The sequence below is a fragment of the Streptomyces olivaceoviridis genome, assembly GCF_014650115.1.
In the GTDB taxonomy this organism is placed as follows: domain Bacteria; phylum Actinomycetota; class Actinomycetes; order Streptomycetales; family Streptomycetaceae; genus Streptomyces; species Streptomyces olivaceoviridis.
The window spans coordinates 1-12,772 of record NZ_BMUI01000023.1; the positions used below are offsets into that span (position 1 = coordinate 1).

Sequence of the window (12,772 nt, forward strand, 5' to 3'; positions counted from 1 at the left end):
CGGTGTCTGATCCCCAGTCAGCGGGGGTTGTCCTCCCGGCCGTTGGGCCGTTCCGACGTCTCAAACCTTAGCGGATCCGCCCGGCGATTCCCAATCGGGCCGCCGAGTCCCTATTCGAATTGAATTCGGGCGCGCCGAAATCAACCCGGAGGAGGGAACGTGCTGAAGGTGTGAGGGGTGCCGCTCAGGGCGGCTGAGGTGCCACCGAAGAACCGTTACGGCTCCGCGGCAACCCGAAGAACTTTACGGATCGAGCAGGGGCGTGTCAACACCCTGCTGTCAAGATCTTTTCCGGGGGCGTCAGTCCAGGTCGCTGAGCCGGCCGCCGGCGTCCGGCTGGGCGTGCTCCACCCGGCGCAGCAGTCTGGTCAGGACCTCACCGAGCACCGCGCGCTCCGCCGGAGTGAGGTCCTGGAGCAGGTCCTCCTCGAAGACCGTCGCCAGGCGCATCGCCTCCAGCCACTTCTCGCGGCCCTCGGGGGTCAGCTCCACGATGACGCGGACGCGGTTGGACTCGTCGCGCTCCCGGGTGACCAGTCCCTCGGTGACCATGCGGTCGATCCGGTGCGTCATGGCGGCCGGGGTGAGGCCGAGCCGCTTGGCCAGCTCGCTGGGGCCCATGCGGTAGGGGGCGCCGGAGAGGACCAGCGCCTTGAGGACCTCCCACTCGGCGTTGCTGATGCCGAGGGCGGCGGTCTGGCGGCCGTAGGCGACGTTCATCCGGCGGTTCAGACGGGACAGCGCCGACACGATCTTCTCGACCTGGGGGTCCAGGCCCTGGAACTCGCGCTGGTAGGCGGCGATCTGTTCTTCGAGCGTCGGCTCTGTGACGCCGGGGGTGTCGGCCATGGCCGCAGTATCGCACGGGAGTCCTTTGCCTTGAAGTCCTTGACCATGTACTCTTTAGCTTTGAAGTTTAGCTTCGAAGTCTTCAGGTCTAACTAGTGAGAGAGGTGAACGTGACCAGGGCGATGGGCGCGGCGATGCGCCGGATCCACGTGGGCAACGCACTCAGCGCGTTCGGGCTCGGCTTCACCGTCCCCTACCTGTACGTCTATGTGGCGCAGGTGCGGGGACTGGGAGCCATGACGGCGGGTCTCGTGCTCGCCGTCTTCGCCGTGGCCGCGCTGATCGTGCTGCCGTTCGCCGGCCGGGCGATCGTGCGGCGCGGCCCGCTGCCGGTCCTGGTCGCCGCCCTGGTGACCGCCGCCGTGGGCGCGCTGAGCCTCGGTCTGGCGGGCAGCGCCGCGAGTGTGCTGCTGTCCGCCGCGGCGCTCGGGGCCGGGCAGGCCGTGATGCAGCCGGCGCTGGCGACGATGATTGTTGACTGCTCCTCGGCGGACACGCGCTCGCGTGCGTTCGCGATGCAGTTCTTCCTCCAGAACCTGGGGCTGGGCGTCGGCGGTCTCATCGGCGGCCACCTCGTCGACACCACGCGCGTGTCGTCGTTCACGCTGCTGTTCGCGATCGAGGCGGCGATGTTCCTGCTGCTGGTCGGCGTGCTGGCGACCGTGCGGATGCCGCACTCGCCGCGCCTGGCGGGCGCTCCGGCGGGGTCGGCGAAGGGAAGCTGGAAGCAGCTGCTCGGGAACCGGGCGATGGTGCAGCTGTCCGTGCTGGGCTTCGTGATCTTCTTCGCCTGCTACGGGCAGTTCGAGTCGGGGTTGAGCGCGTACGGCGTGGAGGCGGCCGGGATCTCCACGTCCGCGCTGGGTACCGCGCTGGCCGCGAACACGCTGATGATCGTGGTCGCCCAGTTCGTCGTGCTGAAGTTCGTGGAGCGGCGCCGGCGGTCCCGGGTCATCGCCGCGGTGGGGGTGATCTGGGCCGTGGCCTGGCTGGCCGCCGGGTACGCGGGGCTGGGACACGGCAGCCAGGAGATGGCCACGGCCGCGTTCGTGTCGACGTACGCGTTGTTCGGGCTGGGCGAGGCGATGCTGTCGCCGACGGTCGCGCCGCTGGTCGCCGATCTGGCGCCGGAGGGCATGGCCGGGCAGTACAACTCGGCGTTCGCCCTGGTCAAGCAGCTGGCACTGGCCGTCGGTCCGGCGGTGGGCGGTCCGCTCGGGGCCTCGTTGCCCGGGCCGTACATCGTGACCTTCCTGCTGTTCTCGCTGGGGATCACCGTCCTGGCGCTGTGGCTGGGGCGTCGGCTCACCGCCGTACAGGACCGGCCTTGGCTGGCGCGCGGGACCCGGGTGGTCACCCGGGGCGGGGCGTCCACGGGACCGGTGCCCGCGGACGCGTGAGCCCGCGGTGCGTCACGGCCGTCACCTCCGGGTGACGGCCGTCGTCGTGTGCCGGGCGTGTCGGTCGGCGGGTGGCGAGGTCCGGGTCGGTGGCTCCGGGGCGCGGGTCCTCGGCGTCCAGCGGTTCGCCGAGGGACGGCGTCATGATCGGGGCGGAGCAGGTGTCGTATCCCTCGGAGATCTCGGGCGCGTCGCTCGGTACGCCGGATCCTTCTGCCGCGGTCGGCTTCCGGCACCGGGCGGGCGCGTGACCGCGCTGCCGCGCCGGCGGGTCCGGCCACCGGTCAGTGCTTCGCCTTCGGCAGGACGAACTCGCACCACACCGCCTTTCCGCCGCCGGGGGCGCGGCGACAGCCCCAGCTGGAGGCGATCGTCGCGACGATGGCGATGCCCCGGCCCGACTCGTCGCCGGGCCCGGCGCGACGGCGCCTCGGCAGGTGGTCGTCGCCGTCGGTGACCTCCACGATGAGGCGGCGGTCGGTGCGGCGGAGGCGGAGCCGCATGGGCGGGGTGCCGTGCTGGAGGCTGTTGGCGACCAGTTCACTGGTGGCGAGGACGCCGAGGTCGTGCAGTTCGGCGGGGAAGCGCCAGCTGGTGAGGACGCCGGAGGCGAAGGCACGCGCGCGGGGGGCCGCTTCGACGCCGCCGAGGAGTTCGAGGGCCGCGTTGCGGAAGAGGTCGCCGTCGGGGCCGGTCCGCGCGGGGTGCTGGAGGACGAGGACGGCGACGTCGTCGTCGTGGTCGGCGGTGACGCCGGCCGAGCGGACCAGGCGGTCGCAGACGACCTGGGGGCTGCCGGTCGCGCCGGCGAGGGCGCCTTCGAGCGCGGCGATGCCCTCGTCCAGGTCGGCGTCGCGGCGCTCGACCAGGCCGTCGGTGTAGAGGACGGCCGTGGAGCCGGGGCCGAGGGCGATGGAGCCGGAGGAATGCATCCAGCCGCCGGTGCCGAGCGGCGGGCCGGTGGGTTCGTCGGCGCGGGAGACCGTGCCGTTCTCGTCGCGGACCAGGATCGGCAGGTGGCCGGCGGACGCGTAGACCAGGCGGCCCTCGTTCGGGTCGTGGACGGCGTAGACGCAGGTGGCGATCTGGTTGGCGTCGATCTCGGCGGCGAGGCCGTCGAGGAGTTGCAGGACCTCGTGCGGGGGCAGGTCGAGGCGGGCGTAGGCGCGGACGGCCGTGCGGAGCTGGCCCATGACGGCGGCGGCCCGCACCCCGCGGCCCATGACGTCGCCGATGACGAGGGCGGTCCGGCCGCCGCCGAGGGTGATCACGTCGTACCAGTCGCCGCCGACCGCGGCCTCGGTGCCGCCGGGCTGGTAGGTGGCGGCGATGCGCAGGTCGTCGGGCTGTTCCAGTTCCTGCGGGAGCAGGGAGCGCTGGAGGGTGACGGCCGTCTCGCGCTGGCGGCGCTCGCTGGCGCGCAGGCGCTCGGCGGCCTCGGCGTGGTCGGTGACGTCCGTGGCGAAGACGAGGACCGCGCCGCCGCCTGCGGCGCGGTCGCCGTCCTCGGCGACGGGGGTGCAGGTGAAGGTGTACGAGCGGCCGTCGACGGCCTTGCGGGACTTCAGGGTGCGGGGCCTGCCGCTGCGCAGCACCTGGTCGAGCAGCGGGAGCAGGCCCAGTTCGGCGAGTTCGGGCAGGGCCTCGCGGGCGGTCGCGCCGGTGGCGCGGGCGCCGAAGGCCGTCGTGTAGGCGTCGTTGACGTAGGCGATGCGGTGGTCGGGGCCGTGGAGGAGGGCGACGAGGGCCGGGACGCGGTCCAGGACGTCACGCGCGGGCAGTTCGTCGACGGCGGGTACCGGGGCTGTGCCGTCGGCGGGCTGTTCGGCGCGGGCCGCGGGCACGGAGCCTTCCCCCCGCCGGTCCGGGGAGACCGCCGTCTCGGTCCGCGCGGCGGCGCGGCGCTGCGTTCCGGGGAGCCGGGCGCTCCAGCGCGTGAAGTTCACTTGGGGAAAGCCTCGTGGGTGCTAGGGCGGGCGGGTGCCCGTCCGACGTCGTAGGGCAGTCTGGCAGGGAGCGGGCCGCGGCGGGCGACAACCGTCAGACGCCGGGGCGGGCCGTGGAGTTCCTGAGTCCGGTCAGGACGACCCCTTCGGGTCGTCGGAGGGGTCGTGAGGAGGATTTCCACCGGCCGCGAGTTCGAACTCCGCTCGGGGGTGTTCGAGTGAACCGAGCGAGACGATCTCCCGTTTGAAGAGCCCGGCGAGGGTCCATTCGGCGAGCACCCGGGCCTTGCGGTTGACGGTGGGCACCCTGCTGAGGTGGTACAGGCGGTGCATGAACCACGCAGGGTAGCCCTTCAGTTCGCGCCCGTAGACCTGTGCGACGCCCTTGTGCAGGCCGAGGGAGGCGACCGAGCCGACGTACTTGTGCGCGTACGTCTGGAGGGGCTCGCCGCGCAGGGAGCGCACGATGTTGTCGCCGAGGACCTTGGCCTGGCGGACCGCGTGCTGGGCGTTGGGGGCGGTCTCGGTGCCGGGTTCGGCGGCCGTGACGTCGGGTACGGCGGCGGCGTCGCCGGCGGCCCAGGCGTGCTCGGTGCCGTCGACGGTGAGCTGGGCGGTGCAGCGGAGCCGGCCGCGGTCGGTGCGCGGCAGGTCGGTGGCGGCGATCAGCGGATGCGGTTTGACGCCGGCCGTCCACACGAGCGTACGGGTCGGGAAGCGCTGGCCGTCGCTGAGCACGGCGACGCGGTCGGCGCAGGACTCCAGGCGGGTGTCCAGCAGCACCTGGATGTTGCGGCGGCGCAGCTCGGTGACGGTGTACCGGCCCATCTCGGGGCCGACCTCCGGGAGGATGCGGTCGGTGGCCTCCACGAGGATCCACTTCATGTCCTCGGGGCGGAGGTTGTGGTAGTAGCGCGCGGTGTAGCGGGCCATGTCCTCCAGCTCGCCGAGGGCCTCGACGCCCGCGTAGCCGCCGCCGACGAAGACGAAGGTGAGGGCGGCGTCGCGGACGGCCGGGTCGCGGGTGGAGGAGGCGATGTCCATCTGCTCGATGACGTGGTTGCGCAGGCCGATGGCCTCTTCGACGGTCTTGAAGCCGATGCCGTACTCGGCGAGGCCGGGGATGGGCAGGGCGCGGGAGACCGAACCGGGGGCGAGCACGAGTTCGTCGTAGCCGAGGAGTTCGGCGGTACTGCCGTCCTCGGCGGTGGCGAGGGTGGTGACGGCGGCGGTGCGTACGGCGTGGTCGATCGAGGTGACCTCGCCGACGACGACGTGGCAGTGGTCCAGGACGCGGCGCAGCGGTACGACGACGTGGCGCGGGGAGATCGAGCCGGCGGCGGCCTCGGGGAGGAACGGCTGGTACGTCATGTAGGGATCGGGGGTGACGACGGTGATGTCGACCTCGCCCCTCCTCAGCTCGGCCCTCAGCTTCCGCTGGAGGCGCAGGGCCGTGTACATCCCGACGTAGCCGCCGCCGACAACCAGAATGCGCGCACGTTCCTTCACCATCCCATGACGCACCCGCCGCTGGAGTTTGTCCACAGCCCCGACAATTTGTGTGACCGGCGGTCCGGTGTGCGCACGACCGGCCGCGGCGTCCGCGCGGGACGAAAGGGGGCAGGTCAGCGGGGGCGGGCGACAGGGGGCGAAGGGCGGGAATCGGGATGTATACACCCCGTACTCCGATCGGGGGGCGCACTGTACGGAACCTGCCCCTTCTGAATTGACTTCCTCTCAACTATGTTCGTGTGTCGACGGGGTGTAGGGAATGTGGTCGAACGGGTCCGCGACGGGCGGATCCGGTCGGGACCGAAGCCAGTTCCGCGCACCTCGCGTTCAGTTGCGGGGAGTCTCCGGGGGGAGACGTCATTACCGGGGGAAACACATGCATGTTCAGGACACGCATTGGGCATCGGCAGCGGCCGTCGCACCCGGCGGCAAGGCGATGAGCGCGGCGGTGGGCAGTGGACGCGCGGACACGGCGCGGACGACCCCGCTGCGGGTGGACGCACAGCGCAACCTGGAGCACGTGCTGCGCGCGGCGCGTGAGGTGTTCGGCGAGCTGGGGTACGGCGCGCCGATGGAAGATGTGGCGCGGCGGGCCCGGGTCGGGGTCGGCACGGTGTACCGGCGCTTTCCCAGCAAGGACGTGCTGGTCCGGCGGATCGCCGAGGAGGAGACGGCCCGGCTGACCGAGCAGGCCCGGGCGGCGCTCGGGCAGGAGGACGAGCCGTGGTCGGCGCTGTCGCGGTTCCTGCGGACGTCCGTGGCGTCCGGGGCGGGGAGGTTGCTGCCGCCGCAGGTGCTGCGGGTCGGCTCCGCCGGTTCCGGTGATGCCGGAGCGGCCGGTGAGGCGTTCGGCCTCGCCGGAGAGGCTCGGGTGCCGCAGCAGCGGGTGCAGCCGGGCAGTGCCGAGCTGCGGCTCGTGGCGCAGGAGGCCGCGGTGGCCGATGACGCCGGGGCCGGGGCGCTGCTCGACGTGGTCGGGCAGTTGGTGGACCGGGCCCGGGCGGCGGGTGAGCTGCGGACGGACGTGTCCGTGGGTGACGTGCTGTTGGTGATCGCCACGGCGGCGCCGTCGCTGCCGGACGCGGCGCAGCAGGCGGAGGCGTCGGCGCGGTTGCTGGACATCCTGCTGGAGGGGCTGAGGTCCCGGTCGTAGCCGGGCCTCGGCCTGCCTTCGGGGGCGTCCCGTCCTTGACCGGCACCACCCGCGCGGCTGTCGCGGTCGGGTGGTGCCGGTGGCCTTTGCGGGGCGGGTGCGCCGTCGGCGGCTGCGGGTCGCGCCGTACGGCCGCTGCCCCGTCGTGGGTGTGGGGGCGTGGGGCGGTGGTGGGGCGCACCCACGCCGTCCCGCGCCCCCCTTCTCCGTTGGGTGGCCCTCGCATCGGCTGCGGCGGCTGGGCGTTCGAGGGGTGTTCGGGGGATGTGGGGGCACGTGCGCTCGGATGAGTGGATGGGGTGCGCGCGGGGGGCTTCGGGGGAGTTCGGTGTGGCAGGCTGAGGCCTGACGGGTTGGGCTGAGCCGGGGTCGGGGGCTGTCCGCGATGGGCGTTGACGGGTGGGACGGGTCGCGCGGTGACGACGGGGACGCGGAGACTCGGGAGCTGACCTCACCCCAGGTGCCGCACCAAGGCGGACGGCCGGCTTCCTCCGGCGGGGGCCGTGACGGGAACGTGCCCGCCCAGCGTGGGGGAAGCGTGCCGCCGCCCCGGGGGACGCCGCCCGCCGACACCGAGCTGATCGAGCGGATGCGCGGCGGTGACGACTCCGCCTACGAGGAGTTGTACCGACGGCACGCCGACGCGGTACGGCGCTACGCCCGCACCTGCTGCCGGGACGGGCACACCGCCGACGACCTCACCGCCGAGGTGTTCGCGCGGATGCTGCAAGCGGTGCGGGGCGGCTCCGGGCCCGAACACGCCGTACGGGCCTATCTGCTGACCTCGGTCCGGCGTGTCGCCGCCCACTGGACGAAATCCGCCCGGCGGGAGCAACTCGTCGACGACTTCGCCCTCTTCATCCAGCAGGCCGCCCGGGTCCCGGAAGCCCCCGACGACACCGCGTTCATCGGCACCTCCGGGGCGGGCCTCGGTCTCGGCGCCGACGCCCGCGCCCTGCACGAGGCCGAGCAGTCCATGGCCATGCGGGCCTTCCGCTCGCTGCCCGAACGCTGGCAGGCCGTGCTGTGGCACACCGAGGTGGAGGACGAGTCCCCGAGCGAGGTGGCCGTCCTGTTCGGGCTGGACGCCAACGGCACCCGGGTGCTCGCCAGCCGCGCGCGCGAGGGGCTGAAGCAGGCGTACCTCCAGGCCCACGTCAGCGCCGCCCTCGCCCAGGACGAGGAGTGCGCCCGCTACGCCGACCAGCTCGGCGGCTACGCCCGCCGCAAGCTGCGCGTCCGCGCCGAGCGGGGCCTGCGCAAGCACCTGGAGGAGTGCGCCAAGTGCCGGCTGGCGGCGGCGCAGATCGAAGAGGTCGCGAGCGGTATCCCCGCTGTCGTGCCGGTCGCGGTCATCGGCTGGTTCGGGGCCGCCGGGTACGCCAAGGCCCTCGGGATCGTGGCCGGCGGCGCGGGGGCCGGGGCGGCCGGCGCCGCCGCCGCGGCCGGCGGCTCGTCCGGCGGGGCGAGCGGCGCGGGCGGTGCCGCGGCCTCCGAGGGACTCGGGGCGCCGGTGAAGGCCGGCATCGCGGCCGGTGTGGTCGCGGTGGCCGCCGCCGCGGTCGCGCTGGCCCTGGTGAACGACGGCCGTCCGGCGAAGGAGGTCGCCCAGCCGGCGCCTGCCCCCTCCCCGTCGGTGTCCGCGCCGGTCGTACGGCCCCGGACGCCCGCGCCCGCACCGCCTCCGCGCACGCCCCCGCCGAAGCCCGTCGCCCGCGCTCCCGAACCGGCGCCGACGCCCGCCGGCACGCCTGCCCGCACGCCCACCCCGACAGCCCCGACAGCCCCGACAGCCCCGGTGAAGCCGGCCCCCGAGCCCGTCCCGCCGCCCGCACCCACGCCCACCCCCACGCCCACCCCCACGCCGATGCCGAGACCCAAGCCGACCCCGACGCCCGCTCCGCCGCCGGCGCCCACCGTCTACGAGCTGAGCGAGCTGCGCTTCGACGTCGTCGGCGACGGCACCCGGCCCGAGATCGCGCTCGGCGAGAGCAGCTGGGTGTGGCAGCGGTACGGCATGTCCGTCGGCGGCGAGCGGTACGCGCGCGGGGTCACCGTCCACGGCGACTCCTCCGTCACCATCGCCCTCAACCGGCAGTGCACCGCGTACGACGCGCTGGCCGGCGTGGACGACATGACGCCCGGCCTCGGCAAGGTCTCCTTCTCCGTCTACGCCGACGGGGTGCGGCTGTGGCGGTCCGGCATGGTCAAGGGCCGCGACCCGGCCGTCTCCGTCCACGTCGACCTCACCGGGCGCGGGACCGTACGGCTCGTGGTGGAACCGCACGGCAACGGCTTGGACCGGGCGGCGCTCGCGGACTGGGCGGAGTCCCGGTTCACCTGCCGCTAGCCGTCCCGGCGCCCAGCTCGCACAGGACGTCCGCCACGCCGAAGGAGTCACCCCGGGCGCACTCGGCGGCGTAGCGGTCGGCCGGGAGGGCCGCGCGGGCCGTGGCGCGCACCCGGGCGGCCTCGCCGCGTTCCGGTTCGGGCCGGTCGAGGCCGTCGCGCCAGTGGTCCGCGGCGGCGAACAGCCGCAGCGCGCCCGGCAGATCGCCGAGCCGGGCCAGCAGACCGGCCGCCACGTCCACCAGGCCGGCCGTGATCGACTCGGCGCACCGGTGGTCCACGGCCTCGCGCAGGGCCTCCACCAGGATCGACAGCCCGTGCGCGGGTCCCGACTCGTCGGCCGCGATCAGCGCCTCGACCATCCGCTGGGCCGCCACGAACTGCGGGGGCGGGGTGCCGTCCCGGATCACCGCGCGGGTCGCCTCGTACAGCTCGCGGGCCTGCGCGTGCTGGTTGTCGTGCAGGGCGATGTGGGCGCGCAGGAGCAGCACGAAGGCCCGGGACTCGGGTACCGCGTACCGGTCGGCGGCCGTTTCCGCCTCGTCCAGCGCGGCCAGCGCGGCCTCCCGGTCGCCGGAACGGTAGGAGATCTCGGCGAGCCGGGCGATCAGGAACGGCGACTCGGCGTAGGCGCCCACCTCGTAGGCGAGCCGCAGCGCTTCCTCGTACTCGGCGCGCGCCTCCTCGTACCCGCCCCGGACCAGGGCCGCCTCGCCGGCCGCGCCGCATATCTGCGCCCGCATCCAGCGGTCACCGACGCGCCGGCCGAGCGTCCGCAGCTCGGCCAGGTCCTCGTCGACGCCCCGCAGGTTGCCCGGGGAGTCGACGGTCACATGGGCGCGGTACATCAGGGCGACACCGAGTTCCCAGTCGCCGCCGTAGCGGCGGCAGTTGGCGACGCACTGCGTCATCTGCGGGCGGATGTCCGTGGGGCCGCCCAGGTAGTAGGAGGTCAGCGGCCAGATGATGCCCGGGAGCCGGGCGGCCTGCGGTCCGCCGCCTTCGTAGGCCGCTCGCACGCGCGCGAGGTACTCCCGGGTCCGTTCGTCGGCCGCGAGGGTCTCCGTGCCCGTCTCGGCGGTGAGGAACAGGTCCAGCATCCGCAGGTCCATCCGCAGCTCGCGCAGCGGATGCCCGGCCTCGCCGTCGGGGGCGGCGAGGAAGGCGCCCACCGGGTCGGTGGTCTTCGCCCGTGCCCTCACCTCGTCGGCCGGCGCGCCCGCGGGCAGGGTGTCCAGGGCGATGCCCAGGCGGAGCACCAGCCGCACCCAGGCCACCGCCTCCTGACGGTGGTTGCGCAGCCACCAGAACCAGCCGGTGGCCAGGACGACGGCGCCCGCCTCCGCCTCGTCGCCCGCGCGGACGGCGCGGTCCAGGGCCGCGCGGATGTTGTCCATCTCGGTCTCCAGGCGGGCGATCCAAGGCAGTTGGGCCGCCGACCGCAGCCGTGGCTCCGCCTCCTCGACCAGCGCACGCACCCACGCGCGGTGGCGTCGCTCGGCCGCCGCGCGCAGCCCGGGGACCTCGGCCGCGCGCTCGGTGGCGTACTCGTGGATGGTCTCCAGCATGCGGTACCGCATGCCGGTGCCGGAACCGGTGCCGTCCGGGTCGTGCGGGGCGGCGACCACCAGGGACTTGTCGACCAGCGCGCCGATCAGGTCCGCCGCCGGGCCGGTGCACACGGCCTCGGCCGCCGCGAGGTCCCAGCCGCCGGCGAACACCGACGCCTCGCGCAGGACCGTCCGCTCCCGCTCGTCCAGCAGCTCCCAGGACCAGTCGACGACCGCGCGCAGGGTCTGCTGGCGGGGCAGGACCGTGCGGCTTCCGGAGGTGAGCAGGCGGAAGCGGTCGTCCAGGCGGTCGGCGATCTGGCGCGGGGTCAGCAGCCTGAGCCGGGCCGCGGCCAGCTCGATGGCCAGCGGCAGCCCGTCCAGACGGCGGCAGATCTCCGCCACGGCCTCGGTGTCACCGAGCACCGCGTCGGCGTCGGGACGGACGGCCTTGGCGCGCTCGGCGAAGAGGCGGTGCGCCTGCTCCGGGACGAGGGGCTCGACCGGGCGCACCGACTCGCCGGGGACGCCCAGGGGTTCACGGCTGGTCGCGAGGATCGTGAGCCCCGGGCAGTGGGTGAGGAGGGTCTCGGCGAGGGCGGCTGCCGCGCCGATGACGTGCTCGCAGTTGTCAAGGATCAGGAGGTGGCCGCGCGGGGCGCAGTACTCGATCAGCAGGGCCGTGGGGTCGGCCTGCGGGGTCGCCAGCTCGTTGGTCAGCAGCACGGTCTCGCGCAGACCGAGCGCGCTGACCACCGCGCCGGGCACCGCCTCCGGCCGGTCGAGCGGGGCGAGCTCGACCAGCCAGGCCGAGGGCAGTGGTGCGGCGGCCTCCTCGGCGAGGCGGGTCTTCCCCGAGCCGCCCGGTCCGGTGAGCGTGACCAGGCGGGCCCTGTGCACGTCGGAACGAATGGCCGCGAGCTCCGGTTCCCGCCCGACGAAGGAGGTCAGGCGGGGACGGAGATTGCCGGTGCGCTCGGGGGGTTTCGGGGGCGCGGGGTATGCCGGATGCACCGGGTGCTCGGGGGTGTGCGCGGGCTTGGGGGACTCCAGGTGCTCGGCGGTGTGCACGGGCTTGGCGGTCTCCGGGTACCCGTGGGCGTCCAGGGGCTCCTGCTTCAGCAACGAGGCGTGCAAGGACTGGAGTTCCGGGCCCGGGTCGGTGCCGAGGGAGTCGGCGAGGGTGCGGCGGGCGGACTCGTAGGCGGCGAGGGCGTCGGCCGGGCGGCCCGCGTCGCGCAGCGCGCGGATGAGGAGGGCGTGCAGGGGCTCGTCGTACGGGTGGACGGTGGTCAGTTCCCGCAGCTCCGGTACGGCCTCCTGGGCGCGGCCGAGGGCCAGGGCCGCGGCGGCGCGGGCGCGGGCCGCCTCCAGGCACAGTGCCTCGGGGCGGGCGGCGGCGGTGCGGTCGGGGAGGTCGGCGAGGGCCGGGCCGTACCAGAGGGCGAGGGCCTGGGTGAGGGTGCGGTGGGCGGTGGCCGGGTCGCCGGCGGTGAGGGCCTGGGTGCCGGTGTGGGCGAGGCGTTCGAACACGTGGAGGTCCACCTCGTCCTCGGCCGCTTCGAGGCGGTAACCGCCCGGGGTGGAGGCGATGGTGTGCCGGCCGAGGGTGCGGCGGAGGCGGCCGACGAGGGCCTGGAGGGCGGCGGGGGCGTCCTGGGGCGGGTCGTCCGCCCAGATCTCCTCGACGAGGGCGTGGGGGGCGGTGGTGCGGCCGGGGCGGAGGGCCAGGGCGGCGAGGAGTGTCCGCAGGCGCCGGCCGCCGATGGGTACGGGGGTGCCCTGGTCGTCTGCCGCTTGGGTCACGCCCAGGATTCTGTACCGCACCTGGTCATTGTGGCGGGGGGTGGCGGACGGGGCACGGGGGTTTCGGTTCTCGGGGCTCCCGGTGCCCGGCAGGGCTGCCCGCGGCCGGACGCGTCCCGAAGGCGCGGGGGGTGCTGCGCGACCGGCCGCGACGGACCCGCGGACGCGCGGCGGGCCCAGCCCCCACGCTCACGCCCCCACGCTCAC

At 74.5% G+C, this 12,772-nt stretch carries 7 protein-coding genes; 3 read left to right on the top strand and 4 right to left on the bottom strand.

Features of this window, described 5'->3' with window-relative positions; genetic code table 11:
• Positions 1-300: 300 nt before the first annotated feature.
• Positions 301-849 (bottom strand): MarR family winged helix-turn-helix transcriptional regulator, encoded by a 549-nt coding sequence (locus IE273_RS32620; protein ID WP_014673551.1) that lies wholly within the window; start codon positions 847-849, stop codon positions 301-303.
• A gap of 122 nt (positions 850-971) precedes the next feature.
• Between IE273_RS32620 and IE273_RS32625 the strand changes: the two genes are divergently transcribed.
• Positions 972-2,249, top strand: a complete 1,278-nt coding sequence (locus IE273_RS32625; RefSeq protein ID WP_189818829.1) for an MFS transporter — start codon at positions 972-974, stop codon at positions 2,247-2,249.
• Between the two features lie 284 nt (positions 2,250-2,533).
• On the opposite strand, the gene IE273_RS32630 is transcribed toward IE273_RS32625, so the two are convergent.
• Together IE273_RS32630 and IE273_RS32635 are read right to left on the bottom strand one after the other, a co-directional pair.
• Complete coding sequence (locus IE273_RS32630; protein ID WP_189818756.1) at positions 2,534-4,195, bottom strand: ATP-binding SpoIIE family protein phosphatase; 1,662 nt, start codon at positions 4,193-4,195, stop codon at positions 2,534-2,536.
• A gap of 132 nt (positions 4,196-4,327) precedes the next feature.
• Positions 4,328-5,707 carry an NAD(P)/FAD-dependent oxidoreductase gene (locus IE273_RS32635; RefSeq protein WP_189818757.1) on the bottom strand — a complete coding sequence of 460 codons (1,380 nt, stop codon included), beginning with the start codon at positions 5,705-5,707 and terminating at the stop codon, positions 4,328-4,330.
• Between the two features lie 376 nt (positions 5,708-6,083).
• Here IE273_RS32635 and IE273_RS32640 point away from each other — a divergent pair, with 376 nt between their 5' ends.
• Together IE273_RS32640 and IE273_RS32645 are read left to right on the top strand one after the other, a co-directional pair.
• Positions 6,084-6,860 carry a TetR/AcrR family transcriptional regulator gene (locus tag IE273_RS32640; protein WP_189818758.1) on the top strand — a complete coding sequence of 259 codons (777 nt, stop codon included), beginning with the start codon at positions 6,084-6,086 and terminating at the stop codon, positions 6,858-6,860.
• 385 nt (positions 6,861-7,245) lie between these two features.
• Entirely contained in the window at positions 7,246-9,210 is a 1,965-nt protein-coding gene (locus tag IE273_RS32645) for a sigma-70 family RNA polymerase sigma factor (RefSeq protein WP_189818759.1), read from the top strand.
• On the opposite strand, the gene IE273_RS32650 is transcribed toward IE273_RS32645, so the two are convergent.
• Positions 9,197-12,586 carry an AfsR/SARP family transcriptional regulator gene (locus IE273_RS32650; RefSeq protein WP_189818760.1) on the bottom strand — a complete coding sequence of 1,130 codons (3,390 nt, stop codon included), beginning with the start codon at positions 12,584-12,586 and terminating at the stop codon, positions 9,197-9,199. The two genes, IE273_RS32645 and IE273_RS32650, sit on opposite strands and share 14 nt — an antisense overlap.
• Positions 12,587-12,772: the final 186 nt, after the last annotated feature.

Bases quoted from the DNA above. Each gene is read 5' to 3' on its own strand.
- IE273_RS32645 (WP_189818759.1), top strand. From the start codon at position 7,246: ATGGGCGTTGACGGGTGGGACGGGTCGCGCGGTGACGACGGGGACGCG.
- IE273_RS32625 (WP_189818829.1), top strand. From the start codon at position 972: ATGGGCGCGGCGATGCGCCGGATCCACGTGGGCAACGCACTCAGCGCG.
- IE273_RS32635 (WP_189818757.1), bottom strand. From the start codon at position 5,707: ATGGTGAAGGAACGTGCGCGCATTCTGGTTGTCGGCGGCGGCTACGTC.
- IE273_RS32620 (WP_014673551.1), bottom strand. From the start codon at position 849: ATGGCCGACACCCCCGGCGTCACAGAGCCGACGCTCGAAGAACAGATC.
- IE273_RS32640 (WP_189818758.1), top strand. From the start codon at position 6,084: ATGCATGTTCAGGACACGCATTGGGCATCGGCAGCGGCCGTCGCACCC.